Origin of the sequence: Corallococcus exercitus (assembly GCF_042231735.1) — a bacterium.
Taxonomy (GTDB): Bacteria; Myxococcota; Myxococcia; order Myxococcales; family Myxococcaceae; genus Corallococcus; species Corallococcus exercitus_B.
Window position 1 is genome coordinate 9,313,896 of the sequence record NZ_CP102577.1, and the last position, 25,389, is coordinate 9,339,284.

General features: G+C 70.9%; 22 protein-coding genes. 16 read left to right on the top strand and 6 right to left on the bottom strand.

Annotation, left to right across the window (positions count from 1 at the left end; all coding sequences use genetic code 11):
• Window positions 1-16 precede the first annotated feature (16 nt).
• The 10 genes from NR792_RS37610 (at window position 17) to NR792_RS37655 (ending at window position 11,577) form a co-directional block, all read left to right on the top strand.
• Complete coding sequence (locus NR792_RS37610; protein WP_375757505.1) at window positions 17-2,212, top strand: prolyl oligopeptidase family protein; 2,196 nt, start codon at window positions 17-19, stop codon at window positions 2,210-2,212.
• Window positions 2,213-2,406: 194 nt separating this feature from the next.
• Complete coding sequence (gene lon, locus NR792_RS37615; RefSeq protein WP_375757506.1) at window positions 2,407-4,860, top strand: endopeptidase La; 2,454 nt, start codon at window positions 2,407-2,409, stop codon at window positions 4,858-4,860.
• Between the two features lie 179 nt (window positions 4,861-5,039).
• Entirely contained in the window at window positions 5,040-6,701 is a 1,662-nt protein-coding gene (locus NR792_RS37620) for a peptide ABC transporter substrate-binding protein (RefSeq protein WP_375761757.1), read from the top strand.
• A gap of 3 nt (window positions 6,702-6,704) precedes the next feature.
• Window positions 6,705-7,589, top strand: a complete 885-nt coding sequence (locus tag NR792_RS37625) for an ABC transporter permease subunit (protein WP_375757507.1) — start codon at window positions 6,705-6,707, stop codon at window positions 7,587-7,589.
• Window positions 7,586-8,398 carry an ABC transporter permease subunit gene (locus tag NR792_RS37630; protein ID WP_375757508.1) on the top strand — a complete coding sequence of 271 codons (813 nt, stop codon included), beginning with the start codon at window positions 7,586-7,588 and terminating at the stop codon, window positions 8,396-8,398. Before NR792_RS37625 ends, NR792_RS37630 begins: the two co-directional genes overlap by 4 nt.
• A 65-nt stretch (window positions 8,399-8,463) precedes the next feature.
• Entirely contained in the window at window positions 8,464-8,913 is a 450-nt protein-coding gene (locus tag NR792_RS37635) for a response regulator (RefSeq protein WP_375757509.1), read from the top strand.
• Between the two features lie 60 nt (window positions 8,914-8,973).
• Entirely contained in the window at window positions 8,974-9,519 is a 546-nt protein-coding gene (locus tag NR792_RS37640) for a YqgE/AlgH family protein (RefSeq protein ID WP_375757510.1), read from the top strand.
• Complete coding sequence (locus tag NR792_RS37645) at window positions 9,519-9,776, top strand: BolA family protein (protein WP_143909262.1); 258 nt, start codon at window positions 9,519-9,521, stop codon at window positions 9,774-9,776. Before NR792_RS37640 ends, NR792_RS37645 begins: the two co-directional genes overlap by 1 nt.
• A 17-nt stretch (window positions 9,777-9,793) precedes the next feature.
• Window positions 9,794-10,111 carry a Grx4 family monothiol glutaredoxin gene (grxD, locus tag NR792_RS37650; RefSeq protein ID WP_014394878.1) on the top strand — a complete coding sequence of 106 codons (318 nt, stop codon included), beginning with the start codon at window positions 9,794-9,796 and terminating at the stop codon, window positions 10,109-10,111.
• A gap of 89 nt (window positions 10,112-10,200) precedes the next feature.
• The gene (locus tag NR792_RS37655) at window positions 10,201-11,577 is read left to right on the top strand and encodes a DUF2914 domain-containing protein (RefSeq protein WP_375757511.1); all 1,377 of its coding nucleotides are present in this window, start codon (window positions 10,201-10,203) and stop codon (window positions 11,575-11,577) included.
• Here NR792_RS37655 and NR792_RS37660 read toward each other — a convergent pair.
• The gene (locus NR792_RS37660) at window positions 11,558-12,298 is read right to left on the bottom strand and encodes a 16S rRNA (uracil(1498)-N(3))-methyltransferase (RefSeq protein WP_375761758.1); all 741 of its coding nucleotides are present in this window, start codon (window positions 12,296-12,298) and stop codon (window positions 11,558-11,560) included. The two genes, NR792_RS37655 and NR792_RS37660, sit on opposite strands and share 20 nt — an antisense overlap.
• A gap of 109 nt (window positions 12,299-12,407) precedes the next feature.
• Between NR792_RS37660 and NR792_RS37665 the strand changes: the two genes are divergently transcribed.
• Complete coding sequence (locus NR792_RS37665) at window positions 12,408-13,592, top strand: DTW domain-containing protein (RefSeq protein ID WP_375757512.1); 1,185 nt, start codon at window positions 12,408-12,410, stop codon at window positions 13,590-13,592.
• Window positions 13,593-13,611: 19 nt separating this feature from the next.
• On the opposite strand, the gene NR792_RS37670 is transcribed toward NR792_RS37665, so the two are convergent.
• Window positions 13,612-14,634 carry an acyltransferase family protein gene (locus NR792_RS37670; RefSeq protein ID WP_375757513.1) on the bottom strand — a complete coding sequence of 341 codons (1,023 nt, stop codon included), beginning with the start codon at window positions 14,632-14,634 and terminating at the stop codon, window positions 13,612-13,614.
• A 210-nt stretch (window positions 14,635-14,844) separates the two neighbouring features.
• Between NR792_RS37670 and NR792_RS37675 the strand changes: the two genes are divergently transcribed.
• From NR792_RS37675 to NR792_RS37685, 3 genes are all read left to right on the top strand, one after another.
• Window positions 14,845-15,621, top strand: coding sequence for a hypothetical protein (locus NR792_RS37675; RefSeq protein WP_375757514.1), 777 nt, complete (start codon window positions 14,845-14,847; stop codon window positions 15,619-15,621).
• A 198-nt stretch (window positions 15,622-15,819) separates the two neighbouring features.
• Window positions 15,820-16,941, top strand: a complete 1,122-nt coding sequence (locus NR792_RS37680; protein WP_375757515.1) for a cytochrome-c peroxidase — start codon at window positions 15,820-15,822, stop codon at window positions 16,939-16,941.
• A gap of 49 nt (window positions 16,942-16,990) precedes the next feature.
• Window positions 16,991-17,428, top strand: a complete 438-nt coding sequence (locus tag NR792_RS37685; protein ID WP_375757516.1) for a hypothetical protein — start codon at window positions 16,991-16,993, stop codon at window positions 17,426-17,428.
• Between the two features lie 52 nt (window positions 17,429-17,480).
• Here the strand turns inward: NR792_RS37685 and NR792_RS37690 are convergent, their stop codons facing one another.
• Complete coding sequence (locus NR792_RS37690; protein ID WP_375757517.1) at window positions 17,481-18,968, bottom strand: chondroitinase-B domain-containing protein; 1,488 nt, start codon at window positions 18,966-18,968, stop codon at window positions 17,481-17,483.
• A 131-nt stretch (window positions 18,969-19,099) separates the two neighbouring features.
• Between NR792_RS37690 and NR792_RS37695 the strand changes: the two genes are divergently transcribed.
• On the top strand, window positions 19,100-19,642 hold the full coding sequence (locus NR792_RS37695) for a hypothetical protein (RefSeq protein WP_375757518.1): 543 nt from the start codon (window positions 19,100-19,102) through the stop codon (window positions 19,640-19,642).
• 10 nt (window positions 19,643-19,652) lie between these two features.
• On the opposite strand, the gene NR792_RS37700 is transcribed toward NR792_RS37695, so the two are convergent.
• The 3 genes from NR792_RS37700 to NR792_RS37710 form a co-directional block, all read right to left on the bottom strand.
• Complete coding sequence (locus NR792_RS37700; RefSeq protein WP_375757519.1) at window positions 19,653-20,375, bottom strand: DUF4476 domain-containing protein; 723 nt, start codon at window positions 20,373-20,375, stop codon at window positions 19,653-19,655.
• A gap of 120 nt (window positions 20,376-20,495) precedes the next feature.
• The gene (locus NR792_RS37705; RefSeq protein ID WP_375757520.1) at window positions 20,496-21,095 is read right to left on the bottom strand and encodes a 2,3-diphosphoglycerate-dependent phosphoglycerate mutase; all 600 of its coding nucleotides are present in this window, start codon (window positions 21,093-21,095) and stop codon (window positions 20,496-20,498) included.
• A 97-nt stretch (window positions 21,096-21,192) separates the two neighbouring features.
• A complete protein-coding gene (locus tag NR792_RS37710) occupies window positions 21,193-21,453 on the bottom strand; it encodes a phosphopantetheine-binding protein (RefSeq protein WP_171422241.1) in 261 nt (86 codons plus the stop codon).
• Window positions 21,454-21,549: 96 nt separating this feature from the next.
• On the opposite strand from NR792_RS37710, the gene NR792_RS37715 reads away from it, so the two are divergent.
• The gene (locus NR792_RS37715; protein ID WP_375757521.1) at window positions 21,550-25,389 is read left to right on the top strand and encodes a type I polyketide synthase; all 3,840 of its coding nucleotides are present in this window, start codon (window positions 21,550-21,552) and stop codon (window positions 25,387-25,389) included.

The window sequence follows — 25,389 nt, forward strand, 5'->3', positions numbered from 1 at the left end:
CATGAGAAAGCTCCTCATGCCTGCCCTGCTGTCGCTCGTGGCCTGCACCTCCGCGAAGGAGGCCACTCGCGAAGAGGCCCCTGCCTCCGCGTCCTCCGCCACGAAGGGCGACAGCGCTCCGGCCCGGGAGGGCCCTTCCCGCATGGCCTACCCGGCGACCCGTTCCGAAGCGGTGGTGGACACGCTGCACGGCCAGCAGGTGGCGGACCCGTACCGCTGGCTGGAGGACGAGAAGGCCCCTGAAGTGCAGGCCTGGATGAAGGCGCAGGACGGCTTCACCCGCGACGCGCTGGCGAAGATGCCGGGCCGCGACGCGCTGGCGAAGCGCTTCACGGAGCTGTTCTACGTGGACTCGGTGACGGCGCCCTTCCGCCGGGGCAACCGCTTCTTCTACATGCGGACCCACAAGGACAAGGAGAAGGCCATCGTCTACTGGAAGGACGGCGAGTCCGGACAGGAGAAGGTGCTGCTGGACCCCAACGCCATGAGCAAGGACGCCCCGGTGTCCCTGGGCCGGTGGGTGCCGTCGTGGGACGGCAAGCGCGTGGCCTTCCCGGTGCGCCCCAACGCCGCGGACGAGGCCACCCTGCACGTCATCGACGTGGACACCGGTGAGTGGTCCAAGGTCGACGTGATTGAAGGCGCGAAGTACGCCAACACGAACTGGACCCCGGACGGCAAGGGCTTCTACTACGAGTGGCTGCCCACGGACCCCTCCATCCCGGTGGACGCGCGCCCGGGCTACACCACGCTCAAGTTCCACAAGCTGGGCGAGGACCCGAAGAAGGACGTCGTCGTGCACGAGCGCACGGGCGACCCCACGACGTTCCTCCAGGGCGACCTGTCGCGCGATGGCAAGTACCTCTTCGCCTCCATCCTGCGCGGCTGGAGCGAGAACGACGTCTACTGGAAGCACCCGCAGGAGAAGGACTGGCGGCTGCTCGTGAAGGGCAAGGGCGCCAAGTACAGCGTCTTCGCCTGGAAGGACCGCTTCTACGTCGTCACCGACGAGGGCGCCCCGCGCCAGCGCGTCTTCGCCGTGGACCCGAAGAAGGCGGACCGGGCGAACTGGAAGGAGCTGGTGCCCGAGGACTCCAAGGCGACGCTGGAGAGCGTGTCGCTGGTGGGCGGCCACCTGGCGCTGGAGTACCTCAAGGACGTGACGACGGAGCTGCGCATCACCACGCTGGAGGGCAAGCCGGTGCGCACCGTGCAGCTGCCGGGCGTGGGCGCCGCCAGCAACCTCACGGGCCTGGAGGACCAGGACGACGCCTACTTCTCCTACAGCTCCTTCACCACGCCCCGGCAGGTGTACCGGACGTCCGTGAAGAGCGGGAAGGTGGACCTGTGGGCGAAGGTGGAAGTGCCCATGGACCCGGACGCGTACACCACGGAGCAGGTCTTCTACACGTCGAAGGACGGCACGAAGGTGCCCATGTTCCTCGTCTACAAGAAGGGCCTGAAGAAGGACGGGAACGCGCCCACGCTCTTGTACGGGTACGGCGGCTTCCTCGTGAGCATGCAGCCCACCTTCCGCGCGAGCATCCTGCCGTGGCTGGACGCGGGCGGCATCTACGCGGTGGCCAACCTGCGCGGCGGCGGTGAGTACGGCACCGCGTGGCACGAGGCGGGCAAGGGCGCGAACAAGCAGAACGTCTTCGACGACTTCACCGGCGCGGCCGAGTACCTGGCCAGGGAGAAGTACACGCAGCCGAAGAAGCTGGCCATCTATGGCGGCAGCAACGGCGGCCTGCTGGTGGGCGCGGCCATGACGCAGCGCCCGGAGCTGTACGGCGCCGTGGTGTGCGGCGTGCCGCTGTTGGACATGGTGCGCTTCCACCTGTTCGGCAGCGGGCGGACGTGGGTGCCGGAGTACGGGTCGGCGGAGGACGCCGGGCAGTTCAAGACCCTGTACGCCTATTCGCCCTACCACCACGTGCGGCAGGACGTGCAGTACCCGGCGCTCCTGATGATGAGCTCGGACCACGACGACCGCGTGGACCCCATGCACGCGCGCAAGTTCGTGGCGGCGGTGCAGAACGCGAAGGGCAATCCGGCGCCCACGCTGCTACGCATTGAAGCCAACGCGGGCCACGGAGGGGCGGACCAGGTGGCCAAGGCCATCGAGTCCAGCGTCGACATGTACGCCTTCCTCTTCCAGGCCCTGGGCGTCGCACGCCCGGATGCCGGGGTAGCGGCCGAGAGCCGCTAGAATCGGCGCAGCACACACTTCTGCCTGCCGGTGTTCCCTTGATGGCAGGGCGCAGGCCCCCAATCTTGTGCTGGGAACGGGGCCTGCGACCGGCGTGTTATAGAGCGGTGTTTCACCCTGCATGCGCGCTTGGGCGGCATGCGGGCAACTCTTCAAGGGCCTGTCTGTCTGGCGGGCCAGCGGGTGGCGGATACATGTTCTTCGGACGTGACGACAAGAAGGAAGCCCAGAAGCGGGGCCTGACCATCCCGCTCTTGCCCCTTCGGGACATCATCGTGTTCCCGCACATGGTGGTTCCGCTGTTCGTCGGCCGGGAGAAGTCCATCGCGGCCCTGAAGGACGCGATGGCCCACAAGGGGCCGGATGACAAGGCGGTCATCCTGCTGGCCGCCCAGAAGAAGGCCAAGACGAACGACCCCTCGCCCGACGACATCTTCCACTTCGGCACCATCGGCCACCTCATCCAGCTCCTCCCGCTGCCCGACGGCACGATGAAGGTCCTGGTGGAGGGCGTGCGCCGCGCCAAGGTGAAGAAGTTCCACCCGAACGACGCCTTCTTCATGGTCGAGGTGGACGAAGTCGAGGAGCAGCTGGAGAAGAGCGTGGAGCTGGAGGCGCTGGTGCGCTCCGTCCACTCCGTCTTCGAAGCCTTCGTGAAGCTCAACAAGCGCATCCCGCCGGAGATGCTGATGCAGGTCGCCAGCATCGACGACCCGGCGCGCCTGGCGGACACCATCGTCGCGCACCTGTCGCTGAAGCTGAACGACAAGCAGGCGCTGCTCGAGACGGAGTCCCCGGCCAAGCGCCTGGAGAAGCTCTACGAGCTGATGCAGGGCGAGATCGAGATCCTCCAGGTGGAGAAGAAGATCCGCACGCGCGTCAAGAAGCAGATGGAGAAGACCCAGAAGGAGTACTACCTGAATGAGCAGATGCAGGCCATTCAGAAGGAACTGGGTGAGCGCGACGAGTTCAAGAACGAGATCCAGGAGATTGAAGAGAAGCTGAAGAACAAGCGGATGAGCAAGGAGGCCACGCTCAAGGTCAAGAAGGAGCTGAAGAAGCTCCGGATGATGAGCCCGATGAGCGCCGAGGCCACGGTCGTCCGCAACTACATCGACTGGATCATCAGCCTGCCCTGGTACGACGAGACCCAGGACCGGCTGGACGTCACCGAAGCGGAGCGGGTGCTCAATGAGGACCACTACGGCCTGAAGAAGCCGAAGGAGCGCATCCTCGAGTACCTCGCCGTGCAGCAGCTGGTGAAGAAGCTCAAGGGCCCCGTGCTGTGCTTCGTGGGTCCGCCGGGCGTGGGCAAGACGTCGCTGGCGCGCAGCATCGCGCGGGCCACGGGCCGCAAGTTCGTGCGCCTGTCCCTGGGCGGCGTGCGTGACGAGGCGGAGATCCGCGGCCACCGCCGCACGTACATCGGCGCGATGCCGGGCAAGCTCATCCAGTCCCTGAAGAAGGCGGGCAGCAACAACCCCGTGTTCCTCCTGGACGAGATCGACAAGATGTCCACGGACTTCCGTGGCGACCCGAGCGCGGCGCTGCTGGAGGTGCTGGACCCGGAGCAGAACCACAACTTCAACGACCACTACCTGGACCTCGACTACGACCTGTCCAAGGTGATGTTCATCTGCACCGCGAACACGATGCACAACATCCCCGGTCCGCTGCAGGACCGCATGGAAGTCATCCGCATCGCGGGCTACACGGAGCCGGAGAAGCTCTCCATCGCGCGGCGCTACCTCATTCCGAAGGAGCAGGAGGCCAACGGCCTCACGGACCTGAAGATCGACATCACCAACGACGCGCTGAAGACCATCGTGCACCGCTACACGCGCGAGTCGGGCGTGCGCTCGCTGGAGCGTGAGATTGGTGGCGTGTTCCGCAAGATCGCCCGCGACGTGCTGAAGAACGGCAAGCGGGACCTCATCGAGGTGGACCGCAAGCAGGCGATGAAGTTCCTGGGCACGCCCCGCTTCCGCTACGGCGTGGCGGAGCGCGAGGACCAGGTGGGCATCGTCACGGGCCTCGCGTGGACGGAGCTGGGTGGCGAAATCCTGACCACGGAAGCCACGTCCATGCCGGGCAAGGGCAAGCTCATCATCACCGGCAAGCTGGGCGAGGTGATGCAGGAGTCCGCCCAGGCGGCCATGTCCTACGTGCGCAGCCGCGCGGAGCGCTTCGGCATCGACCGCAAGGTGTTCGAGAACTACGACATCCACGTCCACCTGCCGGAGGGCGCGATTCCCAAGGACGGTCCGTCCGCGGGCGTCACCATGGCCACGGCGCTGGTGAGCGCGCTGACGCGCGTGCCGGTCCGCAAGGACGTGGCGATGACGGGTGAAATCACGCTGCGCGGCCGCGTGCTGCCCATCGGCGGTCTGAAGGAGAAGACGCTGGCGGCGCACCGCGCGGGCATCAAGACGGTCCTCATCCCGAAGGCGAACAAGAAGGACCTGAAGGACATCCCGCTGAAGATCCGCAAGGCGCTGCGCATCGTCCCGGTGGAGTTCGTGGACGACGTGCTGCGTGAGGCGCTGCTCCTCGACAAGCCGGAGGAGTTCGGCCGCAAGGGCGCCGGGGACAACCTGAAGACGGGGCTGGCCGTGGCGGAAGCGGTGTCCACGCCCTCGCAGGCCTGAAGCCTGCTTGAGTCCCGGGCCCCTTGAGGGGGCCTGGGATGGGTGGTGACGAAGCCAGGATGCCGGCCGACCAGGAGTCGCCGGTCTCCTGGCTTCTCTCTTTTTTGGGAGCGGGTCGGGGTAGAACGCGGGCGGTGGCTCCCCGCGCGCGAATCCTGTCCTACTCCCTGGTGCTGGTGATGGCCGCGGCCTGCGGGCCGTGCGGCTTCCAGCCCGAGCCGGGCGTGAAGGTGGTGGTGCCCGCGATGCCCACCACGCTCGACTGGAGCCACTCGGATCCGCAGAGCTGGGTGAACTACCCGGTGATGCTGGCCACGCAGAAGGGGCTCACCACGCTGGGGGCGGACCACTCCGTCCGGCCGGGCCTGGCGGAGCGGTGGGAGCGCGAGGCGGACGCGGCCGGGCACGAGGTCTACACCTTCCACCTCAAGCCCGGCGTGACGTGGTCGGACGGCTCACCCGTCACGGCGCGCGACTTCGTCTTCGGGTGGCACCGGGCCCTCCTGGGCCGCGAGCGCGGTGAGATGGCGGACCTCCTGGGCGCGGAGGAGGTGCTCGCGTTGCTGGAGCGCGCGGCGCCGGAGGCGGAGGTGAAGGCCGCGCTGGCTCGCGTGGGCGTGGAGGCGGTGGACGCGCGGACGCTGCGGGTGACGCTGGCGCGGCCTCGCAGCTACTTCCTGGCGCGGCTCGCGAACGTGTACCTGTTCTTCCCCGCGCCGTCGGCGGACCTGGAGGGCAGGTCGGACGAGGCGGTGCGCGACTACTTCGACCGGCCCCGCGACGGGCGTCCGCTGGCGGTGGGGCCCTATCGCGTCGAGCAGTGGGACCGCGCGGGCGAGCGCGTGCGGCTGGTCTACAACCCGCGCAGCGCGTTCCCGCCGCCGATGGGGCCGGGAGAGACGCCAGCGCCGGTGCTGACGCTGATGAAGTCGGAGATCGGCCCGGCGCTGTATGAGCGGGGCCGCGTGGACTTCGTGTTCGTGGACAGCGCGGCGGCGCTGCGCGGGATGCGGGCGGCGGACCTGAAGCGCGAGCCGCTGCTGTCCACGTACTTCCTGGCCTTCAACACGGAGCGCCCGCCGTTGGACCGGCCGGAGGTGCGCCGGGCCCTGGCACAGGCGCTGGACCGGGAGGCGCTGCTCGCGGGGCTGTTGCCGGCGGCGCGCGCGACGAACGTGCTGCTGCCTCCGGAGCTGCCGGACGCGGCCACGCCGGAGCAGGCCGCGCGGCTGCCGCGCTACGCGCCGGAGCGGGCGAAGGCGGAGCTTCTGGGGGCGAAGGGCCTGGACCGGCCGCTGCGGCTGGTGGTGAAGGCGGGGGATTCGTTCGTGCCGGAGGAGGCGCTGGCGGAGCGCATCGCGGCGCAGCTCGCGCGGGTGGGCGTGCAGGTGGTGGTGGACTCGCGCTCGGACTTCTCCGCGGAGGTGGCGCGCAGGACGCCGCAGGGGCCGCGCGCGTATGACCTGCAGCTGCGGCGGCTGGGCGCGGACTACGCGCACCCGAACACGTTCTTCACGCTGTTCGAGCGCCAGGGCAACCACCAGACGGGCTGGGAGACGCAGGCCGGTGGCGAGCCGATGCGCCGCTTCGAGCAGCTGCTGGAGGAGGCGGACGGCGACCCGGATCCGGTGCACGCGCGTGAGCTGTACGCGAAGGCCCAGGAGGTGCTGGTGGGGGAGCAGGCCGTCATCGCGCCGCTGTACCACCCGGACCGCTACTTCCGCGCGCGGGCACGGCTGCACGGGCTGGACGTGGATCCGTTCAACTTCCTCGCGCTGCGCGCGCTGCGGCTGGGACCGGCCGAGGCGCCCACGGCGCGCGCGGAAGGGCAGGAGCCCTAGCGCATGCGCCTCATCGCGACGCGCCTCGTGCGGCAGCTCGTGCTCGTGCCGGTGGTGGCGGTGGCCTCGTATTTCCTCATGGCCGCGCTGCCGCTCACCACGGAGAGCGACACCAAGCGGCAGGTGTCTCCGGAGCTGGCGGCTTCGTACCAGCGCGACCTGGGCATCGGTGAGCCGCTCGGGTTCCTGCGGCCCTGGGAGAAGCTCTTCGCCGGGGAGCGCCTGGGCACCAGCGCGCAGGGCATCACCGGGGATGAGCTCCTGCAGAAGCTCTCCGGCAGCGTGGGCGTGGGCCTGGTCGCGCTGCCCCTGGCCCTGGCGTGGGCGGTGGGCTTCGCGCTCCTGCGCACCCGGTGGCGGCGGGGGCGCTTCGCCGTGTTCGGCGACGTGCTCCCGGCCATCGCTTTCGGGACGCCGGTGTTCATCCCCGCGCTGCTCCTGGCCCCCGCCGTGGTGGAGCGCGGACACCTGCTGCCGGAGCTCTGCGCGGCGGTCGTCATCGCCATCTGGCCGGGGACCTTCCTGGGCACGCTCGTGGGCGATGCCCTGGAGACGGAGCTGTCCCGCGACTACGTGCGCACCGCGCTCAGCAAGGGCCTGGACCCCGGCACCGTGCTGCGCCGCCACGTGCTCCCCAACGTGTGGCCCGCGCTCCTGGACGCCGTGACGCCCGTCGCCACCGCGCTGCTGGCGGGCTCGTTCGCCGCGGAGCGCGTCTTCGGCCTGCCGTACTTCGGCCAGCTCTACGTGCTCGCCGTCCTCAACAAGCAGGTCGCCGTCGTCGTCGTGTCCACCACCACCTTCGCCACCGTGCTCGTCGTCGTGAGCCTCACCGTGGAGCTCCTGCGCATGCTCGTGGATCCGCGCGCCCGGGAGGCCCGCGCTTGAGCCGCGTCCCCGTGCGCGCCTGGGTGGGATTGGTCCTCCTCGTGGGCCTGGGCGTCTTGAGCCTCGTGGCGGGCCGCCTGTTTCCGGAAGCCCTCACGCACACCTGTCCGCTGGGCTGGGACCTGAACCGCCCCGACCGCAGCGTGTGCGAGCTGGCCTTCGGCGGACTGTGGGTGTCCCTGGCCGTGGGGCTCGCGGCCGGTGCGCTGTCCACCGTGCTGGGGCTCGTCGTCGCGGCGCTCGCGCGGCTGTCCGGTGGCGTGACGGAGCAGGTCCTCCTGCGCGCCGTGGATGCCGTGTTCGCGCTGCCGGACGTGCTCGTGGTGATGGTGCTCCAGCTCGCGGGCCAGTCCCTCCTGGACGCGGGCATGACTCGCGGCCTGGGGCCCTTCGGCTTGATGGTGACGTCCCTGGCCCTGGTGGGCTGGGCCGGCCCCGCGCGCATGTTCCGCGACCGCCTGGCCACGCTGGAGGGCCAGGAGTACGTGGCCGCCGCGCGGGCGTTGGGCGGCGGCGGGCTTCACGTCCTGCGCGTGCACCTGTGGCCCCTGCTGCGCCCGTTCGTGCTGGCCGTGTTCCTGAGCCGCCTGCCGAACGCCATCCTCACCGAGTCCACGGTGAGCTTCTTCGGCATCGCCCGCATGGAGCCCATGTCCCTGGGCCGCTACCTGGGCACATCCTACGCCGCGCTCATCTACGAGGGCGGGGGGCGCGTCGTCATTCCCGCCTGGGCGCTGCTCGTCCTGCTGGTGCTTGGCGCCTCGCTCGCTTCACAGGCACTGGGAGGAGGTCGCCGTCGCGAAGTGTGAGGAATGCCGCACATTGGGACAAAGGTTTCACTCGGACGGAAACCCTTTGCCCTCAGGTGAACACCATGTCCCTCCCGACGGAAGAAATCCCCCTCACGCCTGCCCGTGATGAGCGTCCGCGTGACGACGGCCTGCGCAAGGAGGCCGTCCGGGGTTCGGTGCTGGTGGTGGAAGACGACGCCGCGCACCGCGAGCTGCTGGTGGAGATGGTGAGCGGCTGGGGCTACGACGCCATGCCCGTGGGCAGCGCGGAGGAGGCCGAGTTCGCCGTGCGCAACAAGCGCATGGACGCCGCCATCGTGGACGTGTTCCTGCCCGGCCGCAGCGGCACCACGCTCATGTCCAAGCTGCGTGAGAAGTTCCCGCAGGCGGTGCTCATCGGCGTGAGCGCCATGAGCGACGCGGCCACCGCGCGCAAGTGCAAGGGCCTGGGCGCGGACCTCTTCATCGGCAAGCCGTTGGATCCGGAGAAGCTGGCCAAGGCGCTGAAGTCCAAGCACCAGAGCTGGCACTGAGGCCAGCAGGGGAGCGGGTTCCGGTTGCACACCCCCGCCGGACGGCCGATGCTCCTTGGCGTGAAGAACCTCGCCTCAGGCTTCCTGCTGGCCATGCCCCAGCTTGGAGACCCGAACTTCTACCGGTCGGTCATCCTGATGATCGAACACGGAGAGACGGGCTCCATGGGGCTCGTCGTGAACCGGGGAGCGCCCCTGACGCTCGGTGAGCTGGCGCGCGGTCAGTCGATGGACATCTCGACCGACCGCGTGTCGCAACCGGTGTTCGTGGGCGGCCCGGTGGAGCCCCAGCGGGGCTTCGTGCTGCATGACGACGCGTCCGTGCCGGAAAAGCACGCCGTCCTGCCCGGCCTCTACCTGAGCGTCACCCTGGACGCGCTGGGCCCCCTCTTGCAGCGGACGAACCCGCGCGTGCGCTTCTGCCTGGGGTACGCGGGCTGGGGCCCCAAGCAGCTGGAGAGTGAGATTGCCGCGGGCTCGTGGCTGTACGCCGACGCCACCGCGGACGCGGTGCTGGGCCAGGACCCGGCGAAGCTGTGGGATGCCACCTTGCGTGGGCTGGGTGTGGACCCGGCCATGTTGGTGATGGGAAAGGGGATGAACTGATGCTCGACGCCGAGACGCTTCGCCGTTACCTCCTCGACGCCCTGCCGGGCTCGGAGGTGGAGTTGAACGACACCACGGGGACGGGAGACCACTTCGAGGCGCGCGTGGTCTCTCCCGCCTTCACCGGCAAGACGATGGTGGAACAGCACCAGCTGGTGTACGCGCCGCTGCAGCCGTGGCTGAAGTCCGGCGAGCTGCACGCGCTGGCGCTCAAGACCTATTCGCCCGAGCAGTGGAAGAAGCTCGGGCCCCGCTGAAGAAGGAGCAACGACTCATGGATCCGACCCTCAAGGCCCAGTTCGACGAGACGGTGAAGTCGCACCCCATCGTCCTCTTCATGAAGGGCAACGCCCTGTTCCCCCAGTGCGGCTTCTCCGCGCGCGCACTCCAGCTGCTCCAGCCGCTGGGCCCGGTGCACACGGTGGACGTGCTGGCGGACCCCAACGTGCGCCAGGGCATCAAGGACTACTCCAACTGGCCCACGATTCCGCAGGTCTACATCCACGGGAAGTTCGTGGGTGGGTCGGACATCCTGATGGAGCTGGCCGAGCGCGGCGAGCTGCAGGACCTGGTCGCCGCCGGCGGCAAGTAGGCGCAAGGGTGGGACGGCCCGGGGGGAAGACCCGGGCCCTGTCCCCCGCGTAGACTGGGCGGCGGTCGCCAAGAGGGGTCAAAGCCGCCGTGCTCACCGTCACACCGCCTGATTCGAAGCCGCAGGACGCGTCCACCGAAGTGCCCGGCAGTCCGGTGGGGACAGGACCCCTGCCGCCCGGGGCGAACGTCGCGGTCGCCACGCCTGGGGGCGCCGTCGCGGATCCGGACGACCTCGTCAGCACGGAGAAGACGCCCACGCTGGTGGACCGCGTGCAGGCCTTCCGCGCGAAGTACGAGAAGCAGGAGATGGCCCTCTTCTTCTTCGCGGGCTTCCTCTACGACGTCCTCACGCTGAGCCCCATCGACGACGCGCTCACGGAGGTGCAGAACTTCGTCTACCTGGCCATCCTCGCGGGCCTGCTGGTGCTGGAGCAGCGCTACCCCGAGGGGGTGGAGCCGCCGAAGCTGCTTCTGAAGGTGTGGCGCTTCCGCGAGGACGCGCTGCACTTCTTCATGGGCAGCCTCTTGAGCGCGTTCACGCTGTTCCTGTTCAAGAGCTCGTCGGGCTTCACGCCGCTGCTGTTCATGGCGGGCATGTTCGGCCTGCTGGTGGCGAACGAGCTGCCGCGCTTCCGGCAGCTGGGGCCCGTCATCCGCGTGGCCGTCTTCAGCCTGTGCGTGACGCTGTACTTCGCGTCGCTGCTGCCGGTGCTCTTTGGACGGGTGGGGTGGTGGATCTTCACGCTGTCCGTCGTGCTGGGGTGCGGGAGCGTCTACGGACTGGTGCGCGTGCTCAAGCGGTGGCGCCCGGATGAGAAGGCGCTGCTGCGCACGGTGGCGGTGCCCGGCTTCGGCGCGCAGGCGGTGCTGCTCGGGTGCTACTTCGTGGGCGTGATTCCCCCGGTGCCCCTGGCGGTGCAGTACAGCGGCATCTACCACCAGGTGAAGCGCGTCTCCCCGGGCGTGTATCACCTGACGTCGGAGGCGCAGCCCTGGTGGAAGGTGTGGACGGCGTTCCACCACGGCGACCAGGACTTCATGGTGCGGCCCGGCGAGCAGCCGGTGTACTTCTTCCGCATCTTCGCGCCCAAGGGCTTCGAGCCCTACCGCGTGCGCGTGCGCTGGTTCCATGACCACCCGGAGAAGGGCTGGACGGCGCTGGGCAAGGGCTTCCTGGCCAGCGTGAGCAGCAACGGCTCGGAGGGCGGCTACCGCTACTACGCGCAGCCGGGCACCACGCCCAAGCCGGGCGACTGGCGCGTCGTGCTGGAGACGGAGGCCGGGCACGAAATCAACCGCCTGAACTTCACCGTCACCGAGGACACGCGCACCGAGCCTCGCGAGGAGAAGGTGGACGTGTCCGTGCTCAAGGTCACCAAGCCGCTGCCTCTGGAAGACTGGCAGAAGCTCCAGCCTCCCGCGCCGGTGACGGCGCCCGCCGCGGCTACGGCGCCGGCGCCTTGAGCAGCGTCACCTGACCCAGCAGCACCGGCACCGCCGTCTCCACGCGCAGGATGCGGGGGCCCAGGGAGAAGGGCTGGAAGCCGTGCGCTTCCAGCAGCTGCGCCTCGAAGGGCACCCAGCCGCCATCCGGACCGATGGCGAGCACCACGCGCCGGGCCTTCTCCACCCCGAGGGCCCCGAGCGGCTGGCTGGCTGGAGGGTGGGGGAGCAGGCGCAGGGCGTCCGTACCGAAGACGGTGTCCAGCTCGTCCTCGACGAAGGGGCGGAAGCGCTCGCGGATCAGCACCTGCGGTGGGCGCGTGTCGCGGGCCTGCTCCAGGCCCTGGTGGAGCAGCTCGCGGACGAAGGCCTCGTTGAGGACCTTGGAGTCGAAGTAGCTCTTCTCCACGCGGGCCGCGTTCACCAGCACCACGCGGTCCACGCCCAGGGACGCGACGGCGGGCAGCACCTTCTTGAGCGCCTTGGGGCGGGGGATGGCCAGCAGCAGGTCCACGCCGGCCCTGGGCGGGGGCGCGTCCGCGAGGGTGACGCGCAGGTGGAGAAGGCCGGGGGCGTTCTCCAGCACCTCGCCCGTGCCGGTGGGGCCGTCCAGGCGGCCCACGCGCAGGGACTCGCCGGGTTCGGCCTTGAGGACCTCGCGGGCGTGCTGGGCGCGGCGGCCGGTGAGCCGGGCGGTGCCGTCCGGCTGGAAGTCCTCGTCGAAGAGCAGGAGCAGGTTCACGGTAGGCTCCATGTAGCCGTTCCCGGGCGGGCAGGGGAGGGGGCGGCCCTTTCCGCGACGGGGCGCCGGCTCGGGCCGCCAGGGGCGGCGCCGTGATAAAGGGCCGGGCGTGCGTACCTTCTGCATCAAGTGTCTGCGTCCTGAAAGCGCGTGCTACTGCGCGCACGTCCCCCAGCTCCAGACGCGCACGCGCGTGGTGTTCCTCCAGCATCCCCGGGAGCGGCGCGTGGCCATCGGCACGGCGCGCATGGCGCACCTGTCGCTGCCCAACTCGGAGCTGCACCGGGGCGTGGACTTCACCGGCCACGCGCGGCTGGAGGAGCTGGCGAAGCACCCCGAGCGCGTCGCGGTGCTCTTCCCGGGCGAGGACGCCATCTCCGTGGAGGAGGCCCAGGCGAACCCGCCGGAGACGCTCATCGTCGTGGACGGCACCTGGCCGCAGGCGAAGAAGGTGGTGATGCGCAACCCGGTGCTCGCGGCGCTGCCGCGCATCGGCTTCGTGCCGCGCCGCCCGAGCAACTACCGCATCCGCGCGGAGCCGGCGGACCACTGCGTCTCCACCATCGAGGCGGTGGCGGAAATCCTGGGCCAGCTGGAGGGCAAGCCGGACTACTTCGACCGCATGCTGGGCGCGTTCGAGTTCATGGTGGACACGCAGCTGGAGCGCCAGGAGACGCGCACGGGGCCGAACCGGCGCCGGCTCTACAAGAGCGAGTGGCGTCCGCCGCTGGAGCTGCGCTCGCTGGCGGATGCCGCGGACCGGCTGGTCCTCTTCTACGCGGAGGCGAACGCGCACTCGCTGGAGACGGGCATCCCGCCGGAGCTGGTGCACCTGGTGGCGGTCCGCCTCACCACGGGCGAGCGCTTCGAGGCGGTCATCGCGCCGGAGCAGCCGCTGGCGCACAGCACGCCGCTGCACGTCGAGCTGTCGGAGGAGGAGCTGCGCGCCGGTGAGCCGCGCGCGGAGGCCCTGGCCCGCTTCGAGGCGTTCCTGCGCCCGGACGACGAGCTGACGGTGTGGACCACCTTCGCCCTGGACCTGCTGTGGAATGGCGGCCTGGCGCGCCGGTCCGCGCGCAACGTGCGGCTCGCCACGGCGCGGGCGCTCAAGGGCAAGGCGGGCGGCGTGGAGCAGGCGGTGGGCCTGCTCAAGGCGCCGGAGGTGGCGACGTGGGCCCGGGGCCGCGCGGGCCGCCGCATCAGCGCGCTGGAGTCCGTGGCGCGCGAGCTGGTGGCCCGTGGAAACGCGACCGAGCCTCCCGCGAAGCTGCCGCGCACCGGCTCCGAGGGCTGAAGCCTCCGCGCGCGCCCGTCTACTGGCCCAGGCGCGCGGTGCCGACGCTGGCGCCCAGCGTCGTGGAGCCCGCTCGCCAGGGACGGGCCTGCTCACGCACCCAGCGCCCCACGCGGGCGACGAGGTAGCAGCCCATCAGCAGCGCCACGGACACGCCCAGCGCCGCCGCCATGCCCAGCCGGGGGCCGATGCGATGTGCGAGCCCCGCGATGTCCGCCCAGCCGTACACCACCGGCAGGTGCAGCACGTAGATCCACAGCGACAGCCGTCCCAGCGGCGCGAGCAGGCCGCTCACCCGCTGAGGCAGCAGGTTCACGACGCCCAGCACGAGCAGGCCCTGCGCCACGCGGTACAGCACCATCGTGGGGCTGGTGGGCGTCCACTCGATGGGCACCTGGCGGGTGAGCGCCAGCAGCGCTCCGCCCAGCGCGAGCAGCGCGAAGCCCTGCGCCAGGCCCGGCTTCAACAGGTGCAGCCCGTGCGCGGCGAACGCGCCCGCGAAGAAGAAGCCCGCCCAGGGGAAGAACGGGAAGCGGCTGCCCTCTCCGTTGCCGATGAACTGCTGCAGCGGCACCGGCAGGTGCGCGCCCGCGTGCCACATCCCGGCGCTCGCCAGGGGGATGCCCACCGCCAGCCCGCCCAGGAGCAGCGCCCGGGCGCCCCGGTGCGGCGTCACCACCAGCGCCATCGCGCCCAGCATCAGGGACGCGCCGATGCACTGGAGCGCGTCGAACTGGAAGACCTTGCTCAGCATGGCGTCGCTGAAGCCCAGGTCGCGCACCGCGCCCCAGCCCGGCCAGTGCAACAGGTAGCCCAGGAACAACAGCAACAGCGCGCGGCGGAACCGGCGGCCAAAGGAGTCCTTCGCGGCGCCCGGCTTCGTGCCCAGCGCCATCACCACCGCCCAGCCGCTCACCAGCAGGAACAGCGGCGCGGTGATGCCCCGCAGCTTCCAGTACTCCTGGACCCACGGATGGTCCCGGAAGGCGGGCGCCAGCAGCGCGTCCAGCGTGTGACCCATCACCATGGCGAGCACGGCCACCCCCCGCGCGCCATCGAGCGCGGGGTGACGGGCCTGCCGGAAGCTGAGCGAGGGACCGAAGCCTTTCAAAGCCAGTCGAGCATAAGCCCACCTGCGGGCTCCGTCTCCAAAACGCACCAGCCGTGGGGGTCGGCAGGCGTGAAAACACCCCCGGATTTCACTCTCGGCCCAGGTCCCGTCCTCGTGCGGGGAATGCTACAGGATGGATGCATGTCCCCTCGTGCCGCGCTCGCTGGCCTCGCGCTCCTCGCCGTCCCTGCCTCCTCCCGCGCCGCGTCCGGCGATGACTGGTTTGGCGGCGACAAGCCCAGACACTTCGCGGCGTGTGCCGCCGCCACGGGCGTGGGCTACGGCGCGGGCGCGGCCCTCTTCGATTCGACGGGCGCGCGGGCGCTCACCGGCGTGGGGCTGGGATTGGGCGTGGGGCTGGGCAAGGAGGTCTACGACCGCGCTCGCGGCAGCGTCTTCTCCGTGAAGGACCTGGCGTGGGACGCCGCCGGCACCGCCACCGGGCTACTGGCCGCGTTCCTCGTGGACCGGTTCATCACCGAGGTGCTCCTGCCCCCGCCCAGGAGCGTCGTCGCCGGGCGTGGCGGCGGGCGCGTCCGGACGCGCGCGGCGCTCCACGAACTTCAGCAGCAGGTCGCGCTGCAGCCGGGGCTCCACCAGCAGCATGCGGCCTTCGGGATCATCGGTGTCGGAGACGAGCACGGTGACCTGCCGGCGCGGGCACTGGTTCATGCAGCCCGTGGGGGTGATGCGCACCTGCCCGGCGAGCCCCCGCTCGGCGAGCTCCCCTTGAAGCCAGCGCGGCAGGTCCTGTCCGCCACCGCGGGCGCTCTTGGTCAGGCACTTGCGGCAGACGAGCACGTCCACCTCCCGCCCATTGCCGCCCGTGTCGTCGTCCTGCATCCGCCGTCCTCCGTGGCGCCCCGCTTCCAGGCGGATGCGCCGGTCCGCGTCCCCGGCACGCCGCCGGGACCTTGAAGAAGAAGGGGTAGCGGTGGCGGGATTGTTCCGCAGCGCCCCCGTTCCGTGTCCGCCCGGCCGCTGTCCGGACAGGCGCTATGGGACTGATGGCATGGGAAAGCCCGGAACGTGGGTGCGACGTTCCGTCCCGAAGCCAGCCGCCTGGAGCACTGGTACGGTGCGCCCGTATCGTGCCGCTGACGGGAGGCTCTGCTCATGACGCGAAATCGACTGCTGCTCGGGTTCACCCTGTCTGCGCTGGGCGCGCTCGCGGGCTGTGAGCGCTCCTCCGGCACGGCTCCGGAGGCGAAGCCTTCCGCGCCCGCTCCGGTGACGGCGCAGGCCCCGGCCGCGAAGCCCGCGGCGCCGGACGCCGCGGCGGTGGCGAAGCTGGCGGCGCACTTCTTCCAGGCGCCTCGCAACCAGGCGCCGCTGCCCACGGACACCGAGGCGCAGGTGGCCCTGGGCCGCATGCTCTTCCACGAGCCCCGGCTGTCGAAGAACCACGACGTGTCCTGCAACAGCTGCCACGGCCTCACCACCTTCGGCGTGGACAACAAGGCGCTGTCGGACGGGCACAAGGGGCAGAAGGGCACGCGCAACTCGCCCACCGTCTACAACGCGGCCCACCACATCGCGCAGTTCTGGGACGGCCGCGCCGCCACGCTGGAGGCCCAGGCCGAAGGGCCGATGATGAACCCCGTGGAGATGGCCATGCCGGACGCGAAGCGCGTCGAGGCCACGCTGTCCTCCATGCCCGAGTACGCCAGCCGCTTCCGCGCCGCCTTCCCGAAGGGCGGCAAGCCCGTCACGCTGGCGAACGCGGCCCGGGCGCTGGCCGCCTTCGAGCGCACGCTCACCACGCCGTCGCGCTTCGACCGCTTCCTCGCGGGCGAGCACTCGGCCCTCTCCGCGCAGGAGCAGCGCGGCCTGGAGGCGTTCGTCACCACCGGCTGCACCACGTGCCACAACGGCCCGGCGGTGGGCGGCGCGTCGTTCCAGAAGCTGGGGCTGGTGGAGGCGTACCCGGCGCTCACCGACGCGGGCCGCTTCGACGCGACGAAGAACGAGGACGACCGGGGCTACTTCCGCGTGCCCACGCTGCGCAACGTGGAGATGACCGGGCCGTACCTGCATGACGGCAGCGTGAAGGACCTGCCCACCATGGTGCGCCTGATGGGCCGCTACCAGCTGGGCCGCACGCTGACGGACGGCGAGGTGGACGACCTGGTGGCCTTCCTCAAGAGCCTCACGGGCGAGCTGCCGCCCGCCGAGCGCATCTCCGCGCCGCCCCTGCCTCCCAGCACGAAGCGCACGCCCAAGCCGGACCCGTCGTAGCTCGCGGAAACGTCGCGTCCCGCCCGGCGGGTGCTAAACCCTCGCGCCCATGACCTTCTTCTTCCATCTCCACTCGGGCCTTCGCTACCTGGTGCTGCTGTCCGGCGTCATCGCGCTCGCGTTCTTCGCGTTCGCGGTCGCCACGAAGCGCCCGTTCGACAAGGTGGGGCGCATCATCGGCGCGTCCTACTCCGGCCTGCTGCAGCTGCAGGTGCTCGTGGGCATCGCGGTGCTGGTGACGCGCGGGTACTACCCGGCGCTCATCGGGCACATCGTGATGATGGTCCTGGCGGTGGGAGCCATCCAGGGCCCCCTGGGCGCCACGCGCCGGCGCCTGAAGGCCAGCGGCGAGGCCACCGCGTCCGGCGGGCCTCGGCCCGTGCCCGGCTACGTGCCCGTGCTGGTGGGCACGCTGGTGTCGCTGGCGCTCGTGGCGGGCGGCATCCTGGCCATCCGCCCGGGCCTGTTCGTCTCCACCGCGTTCTGACGCGGGTGCCGCGAGGAGGCCGGAGCGCCGGCCTCCTCAAGACGCGCCTTCGCTAACGGCGGGCGCGCCGGCGCAGGGCCAGCGGTGCGAGCAGGGCGAGGAGCGCGGGCAGCAGGCCGGGGCTCGCGCTGCAACCGCCATCCTCATCGTCGTCGCCGGGCGCTTCCTCCTCCGGCCCGGAACCCGCGTCCGGGATGATGCCGCCCGTGCCCGCGTCCAGGCTGGTGCCCGCGTCCGTGCCGCCGCCGCTGCCGGTGCCCGCGTCCGTGCCACCGGTGCCGGTGCCCGCGTCCGTGCCGCCGCCGGTGCCTCCGTCCGTGCCCCCGCCGGTGCCCGGGGTGCAGTTGCCCAGCGAGTGCTCCAGCGCGCCCAGCGTGGCCGAGGCGGGCCGGGGACGCCTGCAGAAGTCCTCCGTCGCCAACGCGTTCCTCGGGGCCGCGCCGATGAGCGACGACACGTCACCCTTGAGCGTCAGGTCGCCCTTGAGCGGCGCCACGTACCAGGATTCGAAGGTGGCGTTGGCCACGCCCGTCCGGTTCGCGGTGAAGGTGCCGGTGGAGCCTTCGCGGTTGCGGACGGAACTCGCCATCACGTTGCCGGTGGCCTGGCCGGTGGACGCGGCGTAGCGGAAGTCCACGCCCAGCCCGTTGCCGACGAACGTGTTGAACAGCACGCGCGTGTTCGCGGCCTTGTTCAGGTACACGGCGGCGTCCGAGCAGTTCGCCACGATGTTATTGCGGATGATTCCGTCCGTGTGCTCCGGCGAGCACGGCACGTTGGGGTCGAAGGCCGGCGCGCAGTACTGGTTGCCGGTGCCGCCACCGCCGAAGGACAGGCCGATGCGCGTGTCCCCGGCGGGGGCGTCCTTCACACAGAGGACGCGGTTGCGCTCGAAGAGGCCGCGCTTGCCGCCGCTCTTCATGAATGCGCCGTAGGAGATGCCGCCCTTCTTGGAGAAGTCGTGCAGTTCGTTGTCGCGGACCACCCAGTCATCGCCCGTGTCGATGTTCAGCTTGTTGACGGGCGTGTTCGTCGCGCGCGCGTGCGTGTCGTAGATTTCGTTGTTCTCGATGAGGCCGCGGTGGGGCATCTCCCAGACGCCGCTGCCGTTCTGCGTCGCGTTCGCCTTGAGCTGCGAGTTGAAGTCGCGCACGCGGCTGTTGCGCAGGACGAAGTTCTCCGCGTGGCCGGTGACGTGGAAGGCGTGCTCGCAGGTCTGGTCGTTGGAGCAGACGCCCTCCACGGTGAGCCCGTCGAAGGTCCAGTAGCGGCCGGACACCTTGAAGCCCTCCGACGCGTTGAAGCGGATGAGCGCCGCATGGCGGTTCTTCGCGCGCACGATGATGGGCGCGGCCTGCGTGCCCTCCGCCGCGCAGGTGAGGTTCACGCTGAAGGCGTACGTGCCGTCCTCCAGGACGATCTCATCACCGGCCTTCGCGGACGAAAGCGCGGTCTGGAGCTGGGCCGCGGTGGAGACGCTCTTCACGGCCGCGCCGCCCGTCAGGGGCAGCAGGAGCAGGGCGAGGGAAACGGTTCTCAAGGGGGGACTCCCGGTACGGGGGGTAAGGGGGGACCCCACGCTACCGGATATCCAGGCAAAGCAGGCAGCCTGACGTGCGCAGGCATCCCGGCCGCTTGGTGACCGGCGGGCCCGTGGACACCTGTCCTCCCATGACACACCGACCTGGAGGCTCGCGGTGGGGACGCTCCACGCTGGGGGGACTGGTGCTGGCCGGAGCGCTGCTCACGGCCCCGGGCGCGTTCGCGCTGCCTCCCAAGGGGGAGCCGCTGCCGGAGTTCTCCGCGCGGGACTTGACGTCCGGCGCTCACGCGAGCGGGGAGCTGAAGGGGCGCCCCACGTTGCTGGTGATCATCACCGACAAGGACGCGGGCGAGCGGATGCGCGGGTGGTTCGCGGAGGCGGACCGGCACGTGGCGGAGTCCGTGCACCGCCAGTCGCTCATCACCCTCAAGCTGCCGTTCTTCGTCAGCGAGGGCGCGGCGCGGGGCAAGGCGAAGGGCCAGGTGCCCCAGGACTTCTGGAAGGACACCTGGCTGGACAAGAACGGCGGCATGGCGAAGGCGCTGGGGCTTGCCTCCAGCGACACACCCTACGTCCTGGCGCTGGATGCCGAAGGACGGGTGGTGGCCAGCGTCCATGCCACCGTGGACTCGCCGGAGGCGCGGGCCATCTGGTCCGCGCTCTCCCTCTGACGACGGAAGGCTAGTAGCGCCCGCCGCCGTCCAGGATGGCCTGGAGCTTCTCCTTGTCGCTGGAGAAGGGGAACGCCTGGTACAGCTGGTAGCCGTTCTGCGGGTCCAGCAGCGTGGGCCGCATCAGGCGCACCACCTCCAGCTTGTCGTTGGAGAAGGAGAACTGCCCCAGCACTGACATGATGTGCGTCACGAGGAAGTTCTCGTTCGTCGCCACCTGCGAGAGGATGCGCAGCTTCTCGCGCGGGAAGGCCTCACGGAGCATCGCCTGGGTGATGCCGCGGAACTGCGCGTCCGCGATGGGGCGCACCACCGGCGGCGGGGGCGGCATCGGCGCCGGATGGTTGACCACCGGGGGCGGCAGGCCCGTGCCGTAGGGCGCGGCCTCGTCCACGTACTCGCTCAGCTTGTCCAGCTGCTCCATCGCGGCGCGGATGCTCTCGCGGCCCTTGGCGTCCTTCGTCCGGGACATCGCGTCGCGCAGCGCGTTCTCCAGCCGGTCGATGCGGCGCTCCACCTGCTCGCGGTCGACCACGGCCAGGTTGCGCGCGGGCGGCGGGGGCGGCAGCGGCTGCGGCATCGGGCGGGGCGTGGAGTGGCCCGGGGGCGGTGCGCGGCGGAACTCCGAGGTGCCTGCGGCGTTGACGTTGACCGACTCCTCCGCGCGCGGCGTGGTCTGGGCCAGCGAGGCGGCGGAGGAGAGCAGGACGACGGCGAGGGTCAGGGCCTTCATGGTGTGCATCCTTGGGGGTGTTCGTACTTCGTCCCATCTGACGGGACGGAGGGGCGCTCATTCAAGCCCCCCTCCCGAACATCCCCCGGAAGCACCGGCGGCGGTCCCCGCGGGCGGGCTTCAGCCGCGCTTGGAGACGACCTGGCCGTCGGCGCCAATCTCGTAGACGAGCGGCACGCCGGTGGCGAGCTCCAGGCCCACCACGGTCTCACCGGACAGCTTGTCCAGGCGCATCACCAGCGAGCGGTTGGAGTTGCCGTGCGCCACGACGAGCACGTTCTTGCCCTGGCGCAGGTCGCCCGCGATGGCGCGGTCGTAGAAGGGCAGCACGCGCTTGGCGGTCATCTCCAGGGACTCGCCGTTGGGGGGCGGGATGTCGAAGGAGCGGCGCCAGATGTGGACCTGCTTCTCGCCGAACTCCTTGGCGGCGTCCGCCTTGTTGAGGCCCTGCAGGTCGCCGTAGTGGCGCTCGTTGAGGGCCGCGTCGCGGATGACGGGCGGGTTCTGCCCCAGCGTCTCCAGCAGGATGGCCAGCGTCTGCTGCGCCCGGCTCAGCGCGGAGGTGTAGGCGATGTCGAACTTCAGGCCCTGGAGGGCGTCGGCGGCCTTGCGGGCCTCGTTGCGGCCCTGCTCGGTGAGGGGCACGTCCACGAAGCCGGTGAAGCGGTTCTCGTGATTCCAGAGGGACTGACCATGACGGACGAGGGCGAGGATGGGCATGGCCCCCCTGCTAGCCCAACCGGGGGCAGGCGGAAAAGAGGCAAGCCCCGTCCACCCGCCCGGCCCGTCGTCTTGCGGCCACGCAGCGCCCCTCAGGTCAGCCGGTGGCCTGGGTCTCCTGCTGGAGGCGCTCGCAGACGGCCGCCACCGCGCTCAGCGTGTTGAACAGGTCCACCATGCCCACCTGGAGGCCCAGGTCGTCCTCGATGCGGTTGGCCAGCATCGTGGCCAGGAGGGAATTGCCCCCGACCTCCAGGAAGTGGTCCTCCGGCCGCACGGCGTCCACGCCCAGCAGCTCCTGCCAGTACCCGGCCAGCCGCGACTCCATGGGCGAGGGGACGGCGCTCTGTGTGCTCACGGTGGGCTCCTCTGGGAATGCTTGAATGGCCGTAAATTGAGGAAAATAGAACTACCGCGTCAAGTCTGACAGCGCCAGGGCAGGCAGGCGGGCTTCGTGCTTCCCCCGGTTCCGGGCTTCTTTGGCAGTCTGGCCGGCATGGACGACGCGAACGAGGCCGGAGCGGTCGCCGGGGAGCAGGACGCGCCCATGGCGGTGGCGGTGGTGGGGCTGGCGCTGCGCTTTCCGGGGGCGGAGGACGCGCGCCAGTACTGGCGCAACCTGGTGGGCGGGGTGGACTCCATCACCCGGCTTGACGCGGCGGGGCGGGCCCGGCTGGGGCTGCCGCAGGGTGACGAGTGGATCACCGCGGCGGGGGTGCTGGAGGAGGCGGAAGCCTTCGACGCGGCGTTCTTCGGGTACTCGCCGAGCGAGGCGGAGCAGATGGATCCGCAGCACCGGGCGCTCCTGGAGTGCGCGTGGGCGGCGATGGAGGCCGCGGGGTACGCGCCCCGGGGCCGGCCGATGCGGGCGGCGGTGTACGCGGGGGCGGGCTTCACGACGTACGGAGGGCGGGACGCGTCCGGAGGGCTGGCGGCGTCGCTGGGGGTGTCGGGGGACTTCCTGGCCACGCGGGTGTCGTACGAGCTGGACCTGACGGGCCCGGCGATGACGGTGCAGTCGGCGTGTTCCACGTCGCTGGTGGCGCTGCATCTGGCGTGTCAGTCGCTGCTCGCGGGCGAGTGCGACATGGCGCTCGCGGGGGGCGTGTCCATCCGGACGCCGCAGCTGGGCGCGCACCGCAACCAGGAGGGCGGCATCCTGGCGCCGGACGGGCGCTGCCGTCCGTTCGACGTGAATGCCGCGGGCACGGCGGTGGGCAACGGCGTGGGCGTGCTGGTGCTCAAGCGGCTGGCGGACGCGGTGGCGGACGGGGACTCCATCCGCGCCATCGTGCTGGGCACGGCGCTGAACAACGACGGCGGGGCGAAGACGGGGTTCGCGGCGCCGTCGGTGCAGGGGCAGACGGCGGTGATCCGCGAGGCGCTGTCGGTGGCGGGCGTGTCCCCGTCGGACGTGTCCTACGTGGAGGCGCACGGGACGGCGACGGCGCTGGGAGACCCCATCGAGGTCGCGGCGCTCAAGCAGGCGTTCCAGGGGGCTCCGCCAGGGGCGTGCGGGCTGGGGGCGGTGAAGAGCAACTTCGGGCACCTGGACGCGGCGGCGGGCGTGGCGGGGGTCATCAAGACGGTGCTGTCGATGGAGCACCGGACGCTGCCCCCGACGCTGAACTTCACGAAGCCGCATCCGATGCTGGAGCTGGAGGGCAGTCCCTTCCAGGTGGTGGGGAGCGTGCGTGCGTGGGAGGGGCCGCTGCCGCTGCGCGCGGGGGTGACGGCGCTGGGGATTGGCGGGACGAACGCGCACGTGGTGTTGCAGGAGGCGCCGGCCCTTCCGGAGACGGATGCACCCCGGCGCGGGGAAGAGGTGCTGCTGCTGTCCGCGAAGACGGAGGGGGCGCTGGAGCGGATGACCTCGGCGCTCGCGGAGCGCTTGCGTGAGCACTCGGCACCGGATGCGCGGATGGACTCCTCGCGCGTGGGGACCGTAGCGGTGGCCTCTCGTGCGGGGGCGGGCGCGGTGAAGGGGGCGGCCCCGGTGGATGATGGCTCCGCTTCACGCGAGCCATCCGCTTCGGGCGCCTGGCTTGCGGACGTCGCGCATACGTTGCAGGTGGGACGTGCTCGCTTTCCGTGGCGCCGCTTCGTCGTGGTCCGCCACGGTGAAGATGTGGCTGCGCTCCTGGATGGGCAGTCACCTCCCGGTGAGGGCGCGTCCTCGCGGATCCGCACCGTGTTCGACGAGGGCGAGGCTCGCGGCGTGGCCTTCCTGTTCCCGGGCGGTGGTGCGCAGCGGGTGAACATGGGCGAGGCGTTCCTCCGCGAGCCCGCGTTCCGTGCGGCCATCGATACGTGCGCGGAGTGGCTTCGTGGGCCCCTGGGCGCCGACCTGCGTGAAGTCCTCTTCGCCGGTCCCGAGCGCTTCGATGCCGCGGCCCGTGAGCTGGACCGGCCGCTGTGGTCCCAGCCCGCGCTGTTCGTGTGCGACTGGGCGCTCGCGCAGCTGTGGCTGTCGTGGGGCGTGAAGCCGGAGGCGCTGCTGGGGCACTCGCTTGGCGAATACGTGGCCGCGTGCCTCGCGGGCGTGTTCACGCTGGAGGAGGCGCTGGGCCTCGTCGTCGCTCGGGGGCGGTTGATGGAGGCGATGCCCCTGGGCGGCATGCTGTCCGTGCTCGCGCCCGTGGAGCAGGTCACGGAGCTCGTGGGGCCCGCCGTGTCGGTGGCGGCCATCAACGGCCCGGAGACCTGTGTCCTCTCCGGGCCGCTGCCGGAGCTGGAGGCCGCGGAGCAGGCGCTGACGGCGCGGGGCATCGAGCACAAGCGGGTGCGCTACGCGCGCGCCGCGCACTCCTCCATGCTGGAGCCGTACCTGGAGGGCTTCGCGCGGGAGGTGGCCCGCGTGAAGCTTCGCGCGCCCTCGCTCCCTGTCGTGTCCAGCCTCACCGGCCGGTGGCTCCAGGAGCGCGAGGCGACGTCGCCGGATTACTGGGTCCGCCACCTGCGGCACACTGTCCGCTTCTCCGATGCGCTGGGCTGCCTGCTGGAGTCCGGGGACCGGGCGTTGATTGAAGTGGGGCCGGGCACGACGCTCACCGCGCTCGCGCGGCAGCATCCGGCGCGCAAGACGCAGCCCGTGCTGGCCACCCTTCCGACGAAGGGCGATGCGCCCGGAAGTGCCCTGTCCGCGCTGGGTGAAGCCTGGGCCACGGGCGTGGACGTGGACTGGGAGCGCATCCGGGACGGCGAGCGGCGCCGGCGCGTGGACCTGCCGACCTACAGCTTCGACCGTGAGCACTACAGCCTGGACGCCGCCGCGCCGGGTCCCGTCTCCCGCGACGCCATGTCAGCCCGGGCGAAGGCGACCGTGCCCTCGAAGCCGAAGGGACGTGTCGTCCGTCGTGGTGAGCGCGTGGCCCCTCGCGACGCCACGGAGAAGACCCTCGTCGAGTGCTTCCAGACGCTGTTCCGCCTGGAGGACGTGGGCATCCACGATGACTTCTTCGCGCTGGGCGGTGACTCGTTGGTCGCGCTCCGGCTGCTCGCGATGATCTCCGAGCGCTTCGGCAAGCGGCTCGCGCTGAAGGAGATGCTCACCGCGCCCACGGTGGAGCTGCTGGCGCGCAAGCTGGGGGGCCGGGAGAACGCCCCGTCCCTGCCGCCGGGCATGGCGCTGCTCCAGCAGGGCACTCGCGGTCCGCCCCTCTTCTTCGTGCACGCGGCCGGCGGCCAGGCGGTGTTCTACCGGGACCTGGCGCGTGCCATCGACGCGGAGCGGACCGCCTATGCCTTCGAGTCCCGGGGCCTGGAGCCCGACGGGCCGCTGCACACGTCCGTCGATGAGATGGCGACGGCCTACCTGGAAGGCGTGCGCGCGTTGCAGCCCACGGGGCCGTACCTGCTGGTGGGCGCGTCGTTCGGCGGCGCGGTGGTCTACGAGATGGCCCGGCGGCTGACGGCAGAGGGGCAGGCGGTGCCGCTGTGCGCGATGCTCGATACGCCTGGGCCCGGGGACATCGCTCACGCGCGGGCAGGCGGGGTGGGCTTCGTGCAGGGGCCCGCCTTCGCGGATCCGGAGCAGCAGCGGCGCTACGCGCGCGTCTGGGAGGCGAACATGAACGCCCTGCGCGAATACCTCATGCCCCGCTTCGAGGGCGGCACCCTCCAGTTCTTCCGTGCGTCCACCGTCATCGAGCACATGCCGAAGCACGTGGAGCTCGAGTGGCTGGACTCGGGCGCGGTGCTCCGCGTGGAGTCCGTGCCCGGCGACCACCAGTCCATGCTCACGGGGGAGAACGCCGAGGGGCTGGGCGCGAAGCTGGCGGCCTTCCTTCCTTGA